The sequence below is a fragment of the Methanomicrobia archaeon genome (assembly GCA_016930255.1).
GTDB lineage: Archaea > Halobacteriota > Syntropharchaeia > Alkanophagales > Methanospirareceae > JACGMN01.
Genome location: JAFGHB010000056.1, coordinates 1 through 16,967 on the forward strand (window position 1 = coordinate 1; position 16,967 = coordinate 16,967).

Sequence of the window (16,967 nt, forward strand, 5' to 3'; positions counted from 1 at the left end):
ATGGTTCAACACTAAAAGGTATCATAGAGGGATCAAAGCCATACCAGCATCACTTTATACCGGGTAGTTTCAAAGTTTACTTAACAACTTTCAAAGTTTCTGATGATGCCCGGGGATTTAAGTTAGGAGAACTCCTCCTCAAGATGTGTTTTGACTTTTGCTCAAAAAATGGTTTTTCCGTTGCATATGTAACAATATTCGGAGACAAGATCCAATTAAGGAAGTTACTTGAAGACTTTGGTTTTGCGATAGCTGGGAAAAAATCGAGAACAGGAGAGATTATTTACGCTAAGGATTTTATTACACCTCAATTATTGAATGAGATGCACCCCTTCGTATATTGTAAAAGGTTTTTTCCAAGTTTCTATGATGGAGATATTGTTAGGAAGTTTGTTGTTCCAATACGGCCAGAGTTCCATGATAGACTGTTCAGTGATGTTCAGGGACGTCAAACGTTCCTCGACGAGTTTTGGGATATGATTGTTGAGCAAAACACCATTAAGAAGGCCTATGTTTGCAACTCGCGAATTACAACAATTCAGTCTGGAGATATTCTTTTATTCTATCGCTCTAGACGGAAACAAGGCATCACCGGAATTGGAGTTGTAGAATCGGTTTTACGGTATCCTTCTTCATTTGACGAATTGGTTGCGTTTATCGGTCTAAGATCTGTCTATTCCACGAATGAGTTACGACAACTTCATGAGAACGGTGCGTTAGCGATTCTTTTTAGATATGCGGGCCAATTACCTACTCTAATAAGCCGAGAAAGACTCTTGGAACTCGGAGCTTTAACCGGACCACCACAAAGCATATTAACTATGGATAACGTTTCATACAAACGAGTGAAGGAGAACGTCAAAAGATGGTTGATATGATCCTCTCTGTGAAGTCGGAGTATGCTGATAGGATCCTTGACGGGGTAAAGCGTTTTGAGTTCAGGACGCAAAGACCTCGACGTCAAGTTTCTCGCGTTTACATCTATGCAACTTCCCCAAGAAAAAGAATTGTTGGGTGTTTTCGATTAATCCGAGTCCTCAGTGGTTCGCCAGAAGAGATTTGGGAAACGTGTGGAAATCACGGTGGAATTGAAAAAGAAAAATTTTTCTCTTTCTTTGGGAATAGCGAGATGATATATGGGTTTGAGGTTGGTTACATTGAGCGTTTCAACCCGCCAATTGACCCGTTTAAGATGAATTGCGATTTTAGGGCACCTCAAAGCTTTGCTTATGTTTACGACATTGATGAAATCGGCCTGAACGGAGAATCTTTACCCCTTCAAATTTCGAAATAGATAGGAATACTGAAAGGGCGTAGCATACCTCTAAACTTTGCTTTGAACATTAAACACTTAAGGAATCGTCATCCCAAAACGCTATCTCAAGGAACGATCTTCCAAATCGCAAATATCCCGGCGAAGAGCGTTGTAACGAGAATAACCCGTTTCAACTTCTCTGGGTCGATGAATTTCAAAACGCAGGTACCCGCACCAAAGGCGAGAAGGAGGAACGGTATGGAATACACGAGGAGTTTGAGGATCTTCACGGTGACATAGCCCGAAACGGAAAACGAGGCCAGCGTAATGAAATCGATCACTATGAGGTACGTAATCATGCACCGTCGTATGAAGTCAGCATCATATCCTTGATTCACCAACCCCAGCACAATGTGCGGCCCATTAATGCCCGTGAGCACGCCCATCGCACCGCTCAGAAATCCGAGCGTCGTAAAAAACGGGTGCTCTCGCTTCGTTTTGAACGTGATATTCGCGAGAAAGAGGAGGGAAAACGTTAACACGCTTACGCCGATGATCAACCCCACGAGCATTTGCGATAACCACCCGAACAACAGTATCCCGGCGATTATACCCGCAATACCACCGATGAAAATCGGCTTCTCGTCGAAGTTCAATTTCTCTTTGAGGATGAAGATCACCCCGATGGCGCTCTCCAGGAGAATGACAAACACGACCACCTGCTTCGGCGCTAAAAAGAGCGCAAGTAAGGGCGCGATGAGCATCGTGGAGCCGAAGCCGGTGACGACGCGTACGGTAAACCCGGCGAAGACGAGTAACCCGATCAGGAGGTAAAACTGAAGGTCCCACATTTCTGCTCGCTCTGCATTCGTTACTTTAGTTTAGCAGTTCAGCTTGGAGATTGGACGTTCATTTCATACCAGCTCAGCATGAGGGTTCAGGCGCTTACTCACCTCAACCCCGCAACTGCTTCATCTTCTGTTTGCTTCGCTCGATGTAGTGCGGTGCTCCTATTTCCCAGCGGTTCCATAACGCGCCATCTATGCTTCTGATGCCGTCAAGCGATATCTCACGCGCCTCTTCTAGAGTGTCACCAATGCCCACGGTGCAGACCGTTCGCGATCCGAGCGCATACAACTCGCCATTATCCCGTACCTCCATCGAGCCCGGATAGACACGCAAATTATCGCCGTATTTATCCGCCAACGCATATGCACCGCTCAAATCCACCTTCCGGGAGCCGCTGTGAGTCCTGCGGTAATCGCCATAGTCCAGCGGCACGGCATATGTCACCACCGACGCTTTCGGTAAGCATTCGACCCGTGATAGCGTGCCTTCGATCATACGGAAGCAGATGTCCACGAAATCGCTCTTCAGCACGGGCAGGATGTTCATGATCTCCGGGTCGCCCGGCCGGCTATTGATCTCCAGAATCTTCGCGCCCGCGCGCGTGTGCATAAAGGCGACGTAAAACGGAATGCCCCGTAATCCATCATTCTCCGCCCCGCCGCTCAGTTCGTCAAACAGTCGCTGAACCAATTTCTCCTCCGCTTCTCGATCCTGCCGGGTAACAAACGGCAGCCAATCTTCCTTAGCCTTATAAGAGCCCATTCCGCCGGTGTTAGGCCCGATATCCGCATCAAACGCGCGTTTGTAATCCCTCGTGTCCGGCAGAGCTGCGATTCGTTTACCGTCGCAGAACGCCTGGAAACTCGACTCTTCGCCCTCCACTTTCTCCTCTACGAGCACGTCACTACCGCTCTCGAAGATCGACCAGAAATGCTCGAAGAGCTGCTCCCGGGTATTGAAGTGATCGCCCCAGACACCGACGCCCTTGCCCGCGGTCGGCCTGTCCGGCTTGACCGCAACCTCATCCCCAATCTCATCCAAAAAGCTCCAGACCGCGGCCTTCACGTCGCTTACGTCGTTGTAATCGGTGCACTGGAACACTTTGAAGCGCGGATTCGCCTCGGGACAGCATTTCTCGATCAGATACCGCTGCCCGACTTTGCTCTCTTCGATCGCATATTGCTGCGTGGGACAGATCATGGGCACGCCGGTCTTACGCTCCACGAGGTCGCGCACGCCCGCGATTATCGGCTTCTCGGGACCGCAGATGCCGAAATTAATCGCAGCCTTGTTCGCCTCCACGAAGTCGCAGATCTTTTCCACATCCAGGTCCGGAACGACCACGTGCTTCTCCGCATGCGCGACGTTAAACGGATTCTGCTGCTTGTCCGCGACGAATAACCGCACGTCGTACTCGTCGCTTCGACACAGCGCATCGATCATCGCAGCCGCTCTCGAACCGTACGAAATGACTAAAATCCCTACTTTCTCGCCTTCGCCACTCATGGTTTATTTATATGTGGCAAGGGTCAAAGAATAAGTAACTGAAACTCGAAAGAGGAGTGAATAGGAAATAAAGAGGATATTAAAATGAGTGGAAGTATGGAAATACCACCTCAAGTGCAAAACATGCTTGCGCAGCTCCAGCAGCTAAGGACTCAGATGGATGCGTTGGGACGGCAGAAGCTACAGGTAGAAGCCATGCTACGCGATGCGGAAAATGCACTGGAGGAATTGGAGAAGGTTGATGCCGATGCGCTGGTTTACAAGAACGTTGGCGAATTAATGATAAAAGCAAGCAAGGACGAGGTAAAAGAGGAGTTGGCAGAGAAGAAGGAGACCTACGGCCTGAGACAGAAGACCCTTGAACGCCAGGAGGAGCGAGGCCAGAAGCGATACCAGCAGTTACAGCAGCAGTTGCAAGAGGCATTGGGCGGCGTTACGCAGCAGCCGACGAGCTCGGCATAATCCAATCACCGACGAGGCTTACATTTTTCCGCTCTCACTTCAGTTCCATTTATGGTATGGAGCTTATGCATATACTTTTAAGGCAAAAGAGGTAGCTTAAAAATGGATATCCCGCTTGAAAAAATTCGAGAGGATGTATGGGAAGTCCCCCAGACATTTAGAGATTATATGCGCGCGCCAGCGCGGATATACGCTGCAGAAGCGCTTTTAGAGAAGATGCGACGTGATCTCACGCTGCAACAGACGATCACAGTCGCTTCGCTGCCCGGCATTGAGAAATATTCGCTGGTTATGCCCGACGGCCACCAAGGCTATGGCTTTCCAATCGGCGGCGTAGCGGCTACCGACTTCGAGGAAGGCGTTATATCGCCCGGTGGTGTCGGCTACGACATCAACTGCGGCGTGCGACTCATTCGAACGAATCTGCGCGAGAGCGATGTCAGACCGCATCTGTCTGAGATAGTCGATGGGCTGTTTGAGTATATCCCCTCAGGACTTGGGCTATCGGGAAAGGTGCGCTTGTCATTCAGCCAGTTGGAGGAGGTGCTTCGTGGCGGTACGGAGTGGTGCATTGAGAACGGCTACGGTTGGGAGGAAGATGTCGAGCGAACAGAGGAAGGCGGACGATTAAAAGCAGCCAACCCCGATAAGATCGATGAGAAATCAAAGCAGCGAGGTGCGCCACAGCTCGGCACACTCGGCTCGGGCAATCATTTCCTGGAAGTGCAGGTCGTGGACGAAATCTTTGACGAACGGCTCGCAAAGGCCTTTGGGATCGAGGAGAAGGGGCAAGTAACGGTTTTGGTGCATACCGGCGGTCGAGGCTTTTCACACGGCGTGTGCACTTACTATCTGCGAAAATTCGAACGCGAGATGCGGAACGATCCCGTATTGGCACGGATACTCGATTTAGAGCGGGAATTGGCGTGCGCGTATTTAAAGAGTCGCACGGGCATGGATTATTTTGAATCGATGTGCTCCTGCGCGAACTACGCGTTTGCGAACCGTCAGCTCGCAATGCACTGGGTACGAGAGGTGTTTGAAGACACGCTGGGCAGGAAAGCGGAGGAGATGGAGATGCGGATGGTCTACGATATCGCACACAACATCGCGAAAGAGGAGGAGCACGTAATCGAGGGCAAACGGAAGAAGTTATGTGTGCATCGTAAAGGCGCGACGAGAGCGTTCCCGGCCGGTGACGAGCGATTGCCGCCCATTTACCGCAGCGTTGGTCAGCCCGTGCTGATTCCCGGCTCGATGGGCACCCGCAGCTTTTTGGCCGTGGGCACCGAGACAGCCAAGGACGAAACGTTCGGAAGCTGCGCTCATGGTTCCGGCAGAGAGATGAGCAGGACCGCGGCAATGCGGCAATATCGGGGCAGTGACGTGAAAGCAGCATTAGCGCAGAAGAACATACTCGTGAAAGCGCGCGAGCGCACCAAGGGAGACGTGCGGAAGAAGCGCGGCGTTCCGTTTGACAAGTACGGTGAGCTGGCCGAGGAAGTATCCGCAGCGTACAAAGATCCTGAGGTAGTCGTTCAGAGTTGCGAGACGTCGGGGATAGCGAAGAAAGTGGCAGCGTTCAGAGCGATAGCGGTAATAAAAGGCTGATGCGGATAACAATAAGCGGTCTTCCGGGCAGTGGCACCACCACGGTCGCGAAATTATTGGCAAAGGAGCTCTCGATGGAGCTCATTTCCGCTGGCGAGCTGTTCCGTGCAATGGCGAAGGAGAAGAGCTTGCAGTTGGGGCAGTTCAGTGAGCTGGCGGAGGCGAACGACGATTACGACCGCTGGATCGACGGGCAGCAGGGCGCAGAGGCGCTGAAGCGCGAGAATGTCATCGCTGAAGGCCGGCTCTCCGGGTTCTTCGTGCCGACCGCCGAGTTGAAGATATGGCTGAAGGCGCCGCTGGAAATACGGGCAAAGCGCGTTGTAGGTCGCGAACGAATAGCGTACGACGATGCGCTGATGGCGATGAAAGAGCGCGAGCAGTCGGAGCATACACGCTACGAGCAGTATTACGGGATAGATCTGGACGACCTGTCCATTTACGATCTGATAATCGATTCTTCACGGTGGCGTGAGCACGATATCGTGAAACTGATCCTGGTGGCGAAAGAGGGTGTGAAGTGAGCTTATTGACTCAAGATCAACTCCGAGTCTAAGAGTAGGGTTACGAGTAAGAGCTTCGAGACTGTCGAGATTGCGGTAAGCGCAAAAGGGGTGAGGAGCGGTTAGAATAAACCGTAAACCCTAACCATTGCTTTGCCCTCAGGCATATCTACTGAAATATCTCGTGAAGGTTTTAAAGGATTATCTTTATATTTCCATTCTTGTGTACTTTTGTCCCCCTGATTCCAGTAAACCCCTGATGGCCAACGTTCAGGGATTTCGCGATTGAAAAAGACTGCTGTGCCAAAAACAAGACATTTCCACTGCTTCGATGCACCAGCAAAACCGTGTCTCGCGAAATATGATTCACCGCAAGGCCCTTCACCTTTGGGATAGAAACAATGAACAAGATTTAAAACAACATCCACATCTGAATTGCGAAGATTTTTGTGCCTTAGCCCATAAGTGTCATAGCAGACACACATGAAATATTTGGTACCATTCAGCTCGAAAATACGAGATTTGCCCTCCTCGTGGGATGAATAATTCTCGGCACGTTTAACAAGGTCTTTCTCTTGTGGCGCCGGATAAAACTTTCGTCCTATAGCTTCAATGCCGCTTTTACTAACTGCAATACCTATTTGATCGTGAGCATACCCTTCTATGTCAACGCCCCCATCTATGCCTACGCAAACAATGATGTGCTCCTTAATCTTTCCAAGAATATCTTTTATCCGCTTTTCCACCCGAGCATATATCGCGCTTGGCTTATCTCTATCGGTGCAAAACCACCCACCAGGAAATAAAATAACTCCATCTCCAGACGTTTCTTCTGTAATACGATCTACAATTTGAAATAGCGCTTCCATCCGCCCATCATTTGAATAGTCCTTATCACTACCGGATTGGAGGACAACAGTTGCCACCCAGCCATTCAACTCTTTTCTTCGGCATTCGATAATATTCTTGAATCTTGCAACGTCATCAGAATTATCTGGATCTAAGCTGCACCATTGCATCTCCTTCGAGTAAAGTCTTACTGTTGGTTCTATATTCCCGGTTAACTCCGGTAGAAAATCTCTTAGCGCGTCATACCACGCACGCTGTTCATCCCGGTAAATAGGTTCGGGATCGTGTGCTGTGGTTTCATCACAAGTAGAAATCCATTGTGCCAACGAAAAGCCCGATTTAGATCTGTATGGGTAGCTAAGCAGAGCTATTTTTCGTGGAATTGTGAAATGTTGGGATTCATCAAATTCCACAACAAATCCCGGATTCGGAATGAAATAATCGCAGTTTGGAAGCATGTCCTTATAAACAAAGTCTTTATTTCCCCTATAATTCTGAAGATTTACGAATATTCTTTTGAGATCTTCATAATATAGGTTATCTCTAAAATCTTCTGGTTTTGTGTCTGCATTAAATTTTGGATTTTTTTTTACATCTCCATAAAGCTTTTTGAGCATTGTTTCAACCGTATTTTTACACTCAGGGCATCTTTCGTTGTGTTCTTTTTCTATTGTCTTGATGACTTTATTTGGAGAAGATTTTGACTTACCCTCTGTTCTTGTTGTTTCTGTCAAGGTGTTTCGCTTGATATCAAACCCTAATCCCTTTAGAAAATTATTTGTTTCCTGACCGCCGTTAAACTCAGAAGGACTAAGCTCTTCCCCATTAACGAACTTATTGGCTAAAGATATTACATATTTCGGTGGATAGCGTCTCCCGTTAAACACGAGAACAAACTTCTTGGAAGATCTTCCGGGCGGAATCGTTCCTGCGTTAATTTCATTCAAAGCTTTCATCACATGTTCGTGAGCGATGTTCGACGGAATCATCTAACTATAGCTCTCCCTTAGTTTCAATTTGTAAACAGGTAATATATTTTTTACGCTTTATGGATAACTACCCTGTATCCTCGACTTTCCCGGCGGCAGATACCTCAGCACTTTCTCGTACTGTGCTATCCGCTCGATCTCTTCTTTCCGGTCCTCTTTCGCGTTATCCACGAAGAATTTTACAATCTCCTTCGCCAGCTCGTTCTTCTCCAGCTCGCCCTCCGGCGCCAGCTCCACGTACATCTCCATTTGCTCTTTCTGCGCCTCCGTTGCCGGCACGACAACCATTTTATCCTTCTTGATCCCGATACAGAGCCCCAACGCCGCTTTGAAGTACTGCCGTTTGCCACGCACCATGAACGCGCCTTTCTTGAGGTACTCGCCCGATGGCGGTGTCTTACTCACCTGTTCACCGCTCACGCAGTAGCATTCGCCCTCGTAGAACCCGTACTTCCAGAGCGCGGAATACGATGCGGCGAATTGCGCGATCTCCCGCAATCCCTCTTCGGAGATCTCTTTACCACCCGTCTTCGCAATCACGACGGGTGCGCCCTCCGCCTGTGTATGGCAAAAAACGTCATTTGATGCCATGTACTTCTTCACCACGAGCTCATTGGTCGTGGCGTCCTTGCCGCCGATGACGAGAAAGCCATCTGAGGTCTCGAACCATCTGAACTTCTCGTACCATTCCTCTTTTACGCGTACGACCTCTTCCTTCTTCTCCGGTAGGCGTTCTTCCGCTATTTCGACTTCTTTCGCCTTTTCTGCCTCGATTCGCGCCTTCGTCTCCTCGATCGCACGCTCGACGCCTTCCCGTTTCTTTCTGAACGTCTTCGCACGCTCGTAATATGCGCTCGCGTTCTTGTGCAACGAGACTGAAGTATCGAGCTCAAGCTGGAGATCGGTGTCCGGGAGCGTCACGGTTTCCACTTTACGTTTCTTCGGCATCTCCTGTAGCATCGTTTCTAATTCGACATACCGCGTATAGATCAACTCACCCTTCTGTATGCATTCCGCCTCCTTACGTTCAAATTTCTCGAGTGCGGCGAGCTGCTCTTCCAATACGTGCTCGTGTTTGCTGATGCCTTTCTCGTGCTCACTCTTCGCCTCCTCCTCCACCGCTTCTGCGAGCTGCGAGGTGAAGAACTCGTCAGCAGCTTCGTTAAACGAGTTGAAAAATTGTTTCTCCTTCTCATCATACGCATGCAACGCAAACGGAAGCACGTCCAGCTTCTCGTCGTGCGCTTCGAGCACGATCTGCGGTTTGAAGTGCGTTTTCTCCTGAGCAATAATCGGCGCTAAAACGGCTTTTAGTGCCGCAAAAAGAGCGCTTACTTCAGCTTCGGTGAGGTCGTGCGCGTTCTTGTTCTTCTCGACACCTGCGTGTTCACAGATCTCCTCTGCGTATAACCCGCCCAGGCTCAATTCAGCCGCAAGAAGGCGCACCACGTCTTTATCCTGAGCTGCGGATCTACAGAGATCGATCAGATCGAGTTCACGCAGCGTCAACGTATTTGCGCGTGATGGCGGTCGCTCGTATCTCTTTCGCACTTTTAACTCCCGCGTTGCGAAGCTCTTCCGTCTTAACGGCAGCATGATATCGCCGTTTTCGTCAACGAGCACGAGATTGCCTCGCGGCAGTAATTCTGCAATTAATTTTGTCCGCGTATCCCACCGTTCGATCGTGAGTTCCACGATACGGTCAAAATCGAGCTGTTGTATCTGTGCGATCCGGCCGCCACTGAGATGTTTCCTGATGTACATGGCGAAGTTCGATGGCATTCGCGGCGATGGCCGCTTATATTTGGTAAGATGAATTCGTTTACCCGCTTCAATGATCAAATCGAGTGAGCCTTTATCTTTTTGGTGGAGCTTGAGCCGTATCTCGTCCTTGCCGTGCTGATACGCTTTTACGAATCGCGCGCCCACGAGCTCCTGTAACTCGGTAACAATGGCTGCGACGTCCACACTGCTCATTGAGTCCTTCATATTAAACGTAAGTAACTAGGGATTAATCGAAGAAAAAGAGCACCCGAAAAGCTCACTCATACCGCAGGGCTTCGATCGGTTTCAGCCTCGACGCACGCCATGCGGGATACAACCCACTGATCACGCTCGTGCCGATCCCGAACCCCACGCCAAGAAAGAGATACGCAACACTCGATGCGGTGAACAGATACGATGCCTCGTTCAAGATCAAGACGTCCACCAGGAACCCCACGCCGAACCCTAATAACGCGCCGATTACGCCACCAATCGCGCCCAGGATCAGGGATTCGAAGAGAAACATTTGAACAATCCCCTTCTTTGACGTGCCGATCGCACGCATCACGCCGATCTCCTTCGTCCGCTCCACCGTTGACATCATCATCACGTTCAGAATGCTGACACCCGCAACGACAAGCGAAATCGAGCCGATGCCCAGCAAAAAGAGCGAAATCGTGTTGAACAAACTTTTTATCCCTTCCACAATCATCTTCATCTCCATCACGACGACCACCTCCTCTTTCTTGTTCAATCGGTCTTCAATCTCCTTCCCCATCGCCTCAACGTCCTCCACATCCTCTACCCTCACAATCACCAAGTTGTAGCCCGAGGAATTGTACAATGCCGAAAACAGCTTATCGGAGATGACAATAGCGTTATCGGGGTTTATGTCGAATCCAATTCCGCGTTCCTTTAAGATTCCTACAATTCGCGGCTTCTGCGTTTTGAGTGTGGCCCGCTCTCCCACCCGCAGCTCGTAATCGTCCGCAATTCGTGCGCCGATCAGGCAGTTAGAAGAGCCGTGCTTAAGATACTGCCCATCCGCTTTCTCCAGCAGGGTCGGAATGTCCTCGCTTCGTAAGCCGTATATCGACACCAGCGCAGTCTCTTCCCCAAAAGTCACCTTATCCACACCCGATTTTAACGGAATTGCATTCGCTGCCACTTTCTCGATCTGCTCGAAATTATCCTCTGATATGGCCGCGTCACCGTAGGGAAAGACGACGAGTTCATTTCCAAACAAATACAACTGCTCTGAAGCCGAGAGCCGCACGCTGTTGCCGAGAATGCCGAGTGCGGTTATTGCCAGCACGCCGATGACAATCCCCACGACGGCGAGCACCGATCTGAACTTATGCCGCGCAAGGTTCCGTTTCGCAAACTCGAAAAAAATCATGGCGTGCTATCTATCCTCCCGTCCACCAGCCGGAACGTGCGCTTCGTATACGACGCTACCTGGGGGTCATGTGTCACCATAACGATCGTCGTTCCCCGCTCGTTCGTCGCCCGCAAGAGTTCCATGAGTTCCTTACTCGTCTTCGAGTCCAGATTACCGGTGGGCTCATCGGCAAGAATCGTATCAGGATCGTTTGCCAGCGAGCGTGCAACCGCAACGCGCTGCTGTTCGCCGCCCGAAAGCTCATTCGGCCTGTTCTCCCCCAACTCCTCGTCCAGACCTACAGCCCTCATGAGTTCCTTACTCCGTTCTTCATGCCCGTTCATGCCCTTGAGTCTCATCGGATACGCAATGTTCTCCAGGGCGGTTAACGTCTGAATGAGATTGAACTGCTGAAACACGAACCCGATCTTATCGCGCCGTATCTTCGTCAACTCCTCATCGTCCAATCCACTGACATCCGCGCCTCCAATCATGATCCGCCCACTCGTCGGCGTGTCCAGACAGCCAATAATATTGAGCATCGTGGTCTTCCCCGAACCCGACGGCCCCATGATAGAGACGAAATCACCCGCCTCGATGCTCACACTCACGTTATCCAATACTTTTACGCTCCCGCGCGGAAGTTCGTACACTTTAGTTACTTCGATGAGTTCCACGACGGTCATCGCTTCTTCCACGAGTATGCGATCACACCAACGATAAGTATCGCAACCACAACGAGCACGGCAATCATCGAAACAGGCAGCTCTCCTGAACTTGTCATTGGAGGGTGTTCAATCGAGATGTATTCGGTCATTGAGAATAAGTTCCCATCCACATCTTTGTATTCGATGAGCAGTGGCACGGTCGTCACGTTTTCAGCCACTTTTACATCGAGCTCAAAACTGCTGAAGTCGTCAGGGCTGAGCAAACCGACGAAATAGGCTTTATACGGATTCATTGCCTCGACGCCCTCTGCAGCGCCCACCTTCATAACGACGCTCCGTGCTTCTTCTAAGCCTGCATTGTTGATATCTCCAGTGATTTTATACGCGCCTAGACCCGACGCGGACTCCACTTCGATCCCCGTAAGAATGAGCTCCGCACTCTTTTTGCTTTCCGTTACACTCACCGGGATGTTTAAAACGTTAGAATGGAGATTATCGCCGTTTTTAAATTCTAACTTAAAATTGAGGACATGATCGCCCGTTGATTGTGGTGTGAAGTTGAATGACGCGTCTTTTGATTCATCTGCGGCGAGTGCTCCTACGAAAACTTCGGATGGTATCACGTTTTCCGCACCCGTAACGATCTTCACGCCAGTAACACTGTTAGGCCGCGGATTGCCGACAACAAGCTCGATTTCGGCTCGTTCGTCTTTAAAAAGCTCCTCAGGCATGCCCGTAACGCCGATGGTCAAGGGTGTGCTGTCCACTTTCACGGGAATCTGGTAGCGTATCCGCTCGGCATTCTCCGCTTCCAGTGTCAGTTTGGGATAGAATATGCCATCGGTGAAACCTGCTTTTATGGTGAACGAGAGGTCTATACTCTCTCCGGGTCCTAACCTCCCGATGTTGACGTACGGTTTGCTTAATACTTTAATCTCCTCTTCACGCAGATTCGCTTCTTTTATCTTCACACTGCTCAGAACTTCCATGTTCTTTATCGTCACGGTAACCGTTCCGATGTCGTTCGGCATGAGCACGTCGGGACTCACGTGATAGTCGGTAATCATAATCGAGGACTTCTGCTCTTCTTCTACTTGCGCGCCGACCAGTCCCACGAGGAGCACGAGCAAAACAAACAGGGGGAGCGGTTTCATACGCCAAGTACTCCTAATTGCCATATCGAATACACAAGGTAAACCGCTACGGGAATAGCGACCGTAATCACTGCATTCTTCGTCGTGAGATTCCGCGCATGTTTCACGCCAAATATCCAGATGTTCGCACTCCAGAGCATGAAAAGCATACCTATAATCGACGAAAGCTGAACCATAGGGTTTTGCGTCACCCACTGCCTGATCACTTCTGCCACCTCTGAGGGATCAGCAAGTACTGGAATCTGAGCCGTTGAGACGAACTGATACATGAGTATCGTGCTGATTATCCCGCTCAGTATCATTGGTATATAGCCGTAGCCGACGAACTCGAGTGTGCGTTTGAACGAGCCTTCGCCTTTGAATACGCCCGATATGCCAAAGAATATGGCTGCAAAGACTACCCAGATGATTAAAGAGGCCACCAACGCGCCGATGAATGCACTTATGCTTCCGATTGTTGTGGCAAGACCGAGAGCCTCCGGAGGAAGCGTTTCACTCAGCAGCTCAAGTGTTATACCAGTCATCAAATACGCGGCTATGCCACTGATCAACCCACTTATCAGGACGATGAGCACGGGTATCTTCAAATTCTCGGCTTCCTTCTTCTTCGCTTCAAAAAATCCGTTCGGATTTGTCAAGACGTCTAACATTTTTTCCTCCTTTTATATACCTACCGGCGGCTTCTCATATATCCTTTCTTCACCTTCCGGTGCCACCTTTTGTCTGCTCTAAATAAAAATCAATTGCGAAGCAGGAGCGTTCGACACCGTTACTAGAACGGGTGAAAAACCCGCCAGAGAATATACAGTAAAATCAGAACCAGAATCAAAATGCCCAGAGAGATGATGAGATACGGCAATATTTTGATTATTAGCCATATGATGGCTAAAAAGATGAGGATACTAACCAATACAGCTATCAACGCCGGTAGCCCGCTCAGAAACCAGAAGTGTCGCATTCTTTCACCACCTGTACCATTTCAGCCGCGACTTTTAATAACCGGAGCCACGTATTCGCCACCGCGCGCAGCTTCGTTGCATCCTCGCCATGCATGGAGACGCGTAAGGTATTCCCGTTAAGCACGAGGTCAACAAAGGAGGGTCTCGTATTCGTGCCGCGCTCTTGCTCCTCTTTTATTGACTCATAGATTGCTCTTACCGTTTCTTCATCAGCTTCAAACTCGAAATCCGCTTCGAACTTCATTTCAAACGGTTTGTTAGAAGATTTAAAGTAATCATCGAACTGAAAAACAGTTCGCACCAAAAAACCGTCATACGGCCTTCAGTTTCTTCACCACGACGGTGGGGCGCTCCTTCCTTAGCGCTCTATACCCGCAGTAAGGACAACGGACGCCCTGATAGCCCTCTTCGTGTATCTCGACAGGCCTTTTGCACCGCAAACAATAATACCCCATACGCGCTTATTCACCTCCCGCACTTACTACACTTTCGGCTTCCGCATTTTGCTCGCTGCCTTCCAGGCTGATCTCAGCACCACGCTCTCCCAGCCGTTTAATGGTCCGCTGCGCGGTGATTCCGAGGGGCGTATGCGGAACGTAGGTCCCACCGGTGAACGTATAGCCACATTTGGCACATTTCCATATACCCGTGCCAATTCGCTTCACTGCTGGCCGCTCGCATCGTGGGCAGGTATGCGCAGCTCGTGTCCGGTCTTCTATCGCTGTTATTGCTTTCCGTATCTTTCGCCCGTAGCGCACGCCGAACCTACCTGCGGATTTCGTCTTTTTGCCCTTCTTTCTCTTCTGCTTCCTTACCATTTTTCGTTTCCACGAGAACCCTTATCTCTTTGAAAAAGAAAAGATTAGTGTAATATATAGTTTATCTCTGTCTCGGAATTCTCAGGCTGTGTTGGGGCAAGGCAAGGAAATGAAACTCGCAGATTTGAACTTAGAAGGAGGAATGGCAGCTCTCATAGGTAATAGCGCGGTAAAAGAGTTGGAGTTGTACCCACCGCAGGAGGAGGCGATACGAGCCGGCCTGCTCGACACAACCAAGAATTTCGTCATCGCCACGCCCACGGCAAGCGGAAAAACGCTGTTAGCCGAGTTAGCGATGCTGCAATCAATCTTGACCGAATCCGGGAAATGTCTGTACGTCGTGCCTCTGAACGCGCTGGCATACGAGAAATATCAAAATTTTAAGGAGAAATACGGCTCCGTTGCACGGGTAGGGATTTCAACCGGCGATTATGAAAGCTCCTCGCGATACCTTGAGCGTTACGACATCATCATCCTCACGCTGGAGAAGCTGGATTCACTCACGCGGGTAAAACCCGGCTGGTTACGAACTATTTCAGTAGTGGTGGTGGACGAGGTGCACGTGGTCGGCGAGGACAAGCGAGGGCCACGGTTAGAAGGTGCAATGGCGCGTTTCATGAGTTTCAATCCTTCCGCACGGTTTATCGCGTTATCTGCAACCATAGCGAACGTCGAAGAGTTTGGAAACTGGCTGCATGCGACTATTATTAAATCAGAATGGCGACCGGTGCCTTTAAAGGAAGAGATCTTCCTGGCGAAGGACGATCGCGAAATAATCGAGCGAGTGCTCGCGGATATAAAACAGGGGTCGCAGGTGCTCGTGTTTGTGAATACGAAACGAGGTGCGGCATCCTTTGCGCGCAAGGTAGCAGCGCAGTTGAAACTGGCGGCGAGCGCAGAGCTGGATAAGCTCGCGGAGAAGGTTGATATTGGCGTGGACGACCTTGCGGAGATCGTGCGATGCGGCGTGGCGTACCACAACTCGTGGTTGCATCCCGAGCAGCGCAGAGCGATAGAAGACAGCTTCCGCAACAGGATGTTGAAAGTCATCTGCTGCACACCTACATTGGCAATGGGCGTCTCGTTACCGGCGAAAACGGTATTAATCAGGAATTATAAGTTCTTCACACTTGGCCGAGGGGTTGAGCCGATGCCGTTATTCTGGATAAAGCAGGTGTTCGGTCGCGCAGGCCGGCCGGAGCACGATGACTACGGCACGGGAATAATCGTAGCGCGAAACGAGGACGCGTTCGAAGAGATCCAGAGCGTGTATATGCAGGGCGATTTGGAACGGATCGAATCACGGTTTTCCGCGGAAACGATGACCGAGCAGATACTTGCAACGATCGTCGCCGGTGCAAAGCGAGTAGAGCAGATCCTCGATTTTCTTAACAGCACCTTTTATGCATGCCAGAATAGCGGCGACATAGCTTTTTTGGAACTGGAGCTGGAGGACATCCTGGAGGACCTGGAGAGAAAAGGCTTTATCGAGCTGGACGGTGAGGATACAATACGAGCTACGCCGTTCGGGACGCTCGCCTCACGGCTCTACCTGTCTACGAACTCGGCTCTGGAGCTGCGTGACGGCATACGAGCTTTAAGCGAGATGGAACGAGACGGGCGCGTAACCGTATCGGATTTCGACCTCCTACTCCTCTTATGTAAATGCGAGGAGATCGTTCCGGTGAATGTGAAGAATGCGTTCGAAATAGCAACGGTTCTGAGTAACAATATCGAGTGGGTTTACAGCGGTGCTCATGCGCTGGGCAGCGCGATCGTCACACAAGCGTGGATAGATGAGCTTACGTACTTCGAGATGAAGGACAAGTTTGGCACGTATCCCGGCGAGATCCACAATAATATCTACAATCAGGGCTGGATGGCCTATGCCGGCTCGAGGATCGCGGAGTATCTTCAGGACGAGCACATGTACGCGCGGTTGCGTGCGTTACACGATCGGATAAAGCACGGTGTGAGACCCGAATTGCTCGGGTTGGTGACCATAAAGGGCGTCGGTCGAGTGATCGCACGCGGGTTGTACGCAGCAGGGTTCAGGAACCCGCGCGAAGTGGCAGAAGCCAATCTGGCACGGTTGGAAAAGGTTCCGGGCGTTGGCGCGAAACGAGCGGTGAAGATAAAGGAGGAGGCGGTGCGGCAATTAAAATTGTAGGATTCGATTGCTTCATAATCTCTCTGCCT

At 50.2% G+C, this 16,967-nt stretch carries 17 protein-coding genes; 6 read left to right on the forward strand and 11 right to left on the reverse strand.

Features of this window, described 5'->3' with window-relative positions:
- Together JW878_08050 and JW878_08055 are read left to right on the forward strand one after the other, a co-directional pair.
- Positions 1 to 878 (forward strand): hypothetical protein (locus JW878_08050; GenBank protein MBN1763007.1); only part of this gene is annotated, 878 nt, incomplete at its 5' end.
- Positions 866 to 1,294 carry an ASCH domain-containing protein gene (locus tag JW878_08055; protein MBN1763008.1) on the forward strand — a complete coding sequence of 143 codons (429 nt, stop codon included), beginning with the start codon at positions 866 to 868 and terminating at the stop codon, positions 1,292 to 1,294. The genes JW878_08050 and JW878_08055, both read left to right, overlap by 13 nt.
- An 86-nt stretch (positions 1,295 to 1,380) precedes the next feature.
- On the opposite strand, the gene JW878_08060 is transcribed toward JW878_08055, so the two are convergent.
- On the reverse strand, positions 1,381 to 2,106 hold the full coding sequence (locus tag JW878_08060) for a TSUP family transporter (protein ID MBN1763009.1): 726 nt from the start codon (positions 2,104 to 2,106) through the stop codon (positions 1,381 to 1,383).
- A gap of 103 nt (positions 2,107 to 2,209) precedes the next feature.
- Positions 2,210 to 3,610 (reverse strand): hypothetical protein, encoded by a 1,401-nt coding sequence (locus JW878_08065; protein ID MBN1763010.1) that lies wholly within the window; start codon positions 3,608 to 3,610, stop codon positions 2,210 to 2,212.
- A gap of 84 nt (positions 3,611 to 3,694) precedes the next feature.
- Between JW878_08065 and JW878_08070 the strand changes: the two genes are divergently transcribed.
- The 3 genes from JW878_08070 (at position 3,695) to JW878_08080 (ending at position 6,207) form a co-directional block, all read left to right on the forward strand.
- Complete coding sequence (locus tag JW878_08070) at positions 3,695 to 4,072, forward strand: prefoldin subunit beta (protein ID MBN1763011.1); 378 nt, start codon at positions 3,695 to 3,697, stop codon at positions 4,070 to 4,072.
- 102 nt (positions 4,073 to 4,174) lie between these two features.
- A complete protein-coding gene (locus tag JW878_08075) occupies positions 4,175 to 5,683 on the forward strand; it encodes an RtcB family protein (protein ID MBN1763012.1) in 1,509 nt (502 codons plus the stop codon).
- Positions 5,683 to 6,207, forward strand: coding sequence for an AAA family ATPase (locus tag JW878_08080; protein ID MBN1763013.1), 525 nt, complete (start codon positions 5,683 to 5,685; stop codon positions 6,205 to 6,207). The genes JW878_08075 and JW878_08080 overlap by 1 nt, the downstream gene beginning before the upstream one ends.
- 101 nt (positions 6,208 to 6,308) lie before the next feature.
- Here JW878_08080 and JW878_08085 read toward each other — a convergent pair whose 3' ends face one another.
- The 9 genes from JW878_08085 to JW878_08125 all read right to left on the reverse strand — a co-directional run bounded on the left by JW878_08085 (position 6,309) and on the right by JW878_08125 (position 14,768).
- Positions 6,309 to 6,887, reverse strand: coding sequence for a hypothetical protein (locus JW878_08085; protein ID MBN1763014.1), 579 nt, complete (start codon positions 6,885 to 6,887; stop codon positions 6,309 to 6,311).
- Between the two features lie 1,194 nt (positions 6,888 to 8,081).
- The gene (locus JW878_08090; GenBank protein ID MBN1763015.1) at positions 8,082 to 10,013 is read right to left on the reverse strand and encodes an NFACT family protein; all 1,932 of its coding nucleotides are present in this window, start codon (positions 10,011 to 10,013) and stop codon (positions 8,082 to 8,084) included.
- A gap of 52 nt (positions 10,014 to 10,065) precedes the next feature.
- Entirely contained in the window at positions 10,066 to 11,187 is a 1,122-nt protein-coding gene (locus tag JW878_08095; protein ID MBN1763016.1) for an ABC transporter permease, read from the reverse strand.
- Positions 11,184 to 11,855, reverse strand: a complete 672-nt coding sequence (locus JW878_08100) for an ABC transporter ATP-binding protein (GenBank protein ID MBN1763017.1) — start codon at positions 11,853 to 11,855, stop codon at positions 11,184 to 11,186. The genes JW878_08095 and JW878_08100 overlap by 4 nt, the downstream gene beginning before the upstream one ends.
- A complete protein-coding gene (locus JW878_08105) occupies positions 11,852 to 12,991 on the reverse strand; it encodes a hypothetical protein (protein ID MBN1763018.1) in 1,140 nt (379 codons plus the stop codon). The genes JW878_08100 and JW878_08105 overlap by 4 nt, the downstream gene beginning before the upstream one ends.
- Positions 12,988 to 13,641: a YIP1 family protein gene (locus JW878_08110; protein ID MBN1763019.1), complete on the reverse strand. Its 654-nt coding sequence runs from the start codon at positions 13,639 to 13,641 to the stop codon at positions 12,988 to 12,990. The genes JW878_08105 and JW878_08110 overlap by 4 nt, the downstream gene beginning before the upstream one ends.
- Positions 13,642 to 13,927: 286 nt before the next feature.
- Positions 13,928 to 14,194, reverse strand: a complete 267-nt coding sequence (locus tag JW878_08115) for a hypothetical protein (protein ID MBN1763020.1) — start codon at positions 14,192 to 14,194, stop codon at positions 13,928 to 13,930.
- A 67-nt stretch (positions 14,195 to 14,261) separates the two neighbouring features.
- A complete protein-coding gene (locus JW878_08120) occupies positions 14,262 to 14,405 on the reverse strand; it encodes a DNA-directed RNA polymerase subunit P (GenBank protein ID MBN1763021.1) in 144 nt (47 codons plus the stop codon).
- A 6-nt stretch (positions 14,406 to 14,411) separates the two neighbouring features.
- A complete protein-coding gene (locus JW878_08125) occupies positions 14,412 to 14,768 on the reverse strand; it encodes a 50S ribosomal protein L37ae (GenBank protein ID MBN1763022.1) in 357 nt (118 codons plus the stop codon).
- Between the two features lie 109 nt (positions 14,769 to 14,877).
- Between JW878_08125 and JW878_08130 the strand changes: the two genes are divergently transcribed.
- Positions 14,878 to 16,938, forward strand: a complete 2,061-nt coding sequence (locus tag JW878_08130; protein ID MBN1763023.1) for a DEAD/DEAH box helicase — start codon at positions 14,878 to 14,880, stop codon at positions 16,936 to 16,938.
- The last annotated feature ends 29 nt before the right edge of the window (positions 16,939 to 16,967 follow it).

Excerpts from the sequence above, each read along its gene's own strand:
- JW878_08055 (MBN1763008.1), top strand. The coding sequence starts at position 866 with ATGGTTGATATGATCCTCTCTGTGAAGTCGGAGTATGCTGATAGGATC.
- JW878_08060 (MBN1763009.1), bottom strand. The coding sequence starts at position 2,106 with ATGTGGGACCTTCAGTTTTACCTCCTGATCGGGTTACTCGTCTTCGCC.
- JW878_08065 (MBN1763010.1), bottom strand. The coding sequence starts at position 3,610 with ATGAGTGGCGAAGGCGAGAAAGTAGGGATTTTAGTCATTTCGTACGGT.
- JW878_08070 (MBN1763011.1), top strand. The coding sequence starts at position 3,695 with ATGAGTGGAAGTATGGAAATACCACCTCAAGTGCAAAACATGCTTGCG.
- JW878_08075 (MBN1763012.1), top strand. The coding sequence starts at position 4,175 with ATGGATATCCCGCTTGAAAAAATTCGAGAGGATGTATGGGAAGTCCCC.
- JW878_08080 (MBN1763013.1), top strand. The coding sequence starts at position 5,683 with ATGCGGATAACAATAAGCGGTCTTCCGGGCAGTGGCACCACCACGGTC.
- JW878_08090 (MBN1763015.1), bottom strand. The coding sequence starts at position 10,013 with ATGAAGGACTCAATGAGCAGTGTGGACGTCGCAGCCATTGTTACCGAG.
- JW878_08095 (MBN1763016.1), bottom strand. The coding sequence starts at position 11,187 with ATGATTTTTTTCGAGTTTGCGAAACGGAACCTTGCGCGGCATAAGTTC.
- JW878_08100 (MBN1763017.1), bottom strand. The coding sequence starts at position 11,855 with ATGACCGTCGTGGAACTCATCGAAGTAACTAAAGTGTACGAACTTCCG.
- JW878_08105 (MBN1763018.1), bottom strand. The coding sequence starts at position 12,991 with ATGAAACCGCTCCCCCTGTTTGTTTTGCTCGTGCTCCTCGTGGGACTG.
- JW878_08110 (MBN1763019.1), bottom strand. The coding sequence starts at position 13,641 with ATGTTAGACGTCTTGACAAATCCGAACGGATTTTTTGAAGCGAAGAAG.
- JW878_08115 (MBN1763020.1), bottom strand. The coding sequence starts at position 14,194 with ATGAAGTTCGAAGCGGATTTCGAGTTTGAAGCTGATGAAGAAACGGTA.
- JW878_08120 (MBN1763021.1), bottom strand. The coding sequence starts at position 14,405 with ATGGGGTATTATTGTTTGCGGTGCAAAAGGCCTGTCGAGATACACGAA.
- JW878_08125 (MBN1763022.1), bottom strand. The coding sequence starts at position 14,768 with ATGGTAAGGAAGCAGAAGAGAAAGAAGGGCAAAAAGACGAAATCCGCA.
- JW878_08130 (MBN1763023.1), top strand. The coding sequence starts at position 14,878 with ATGAAACTCGCAGATTTGAACTTAGAAGGAGGAATGGCAGCTCTCATA.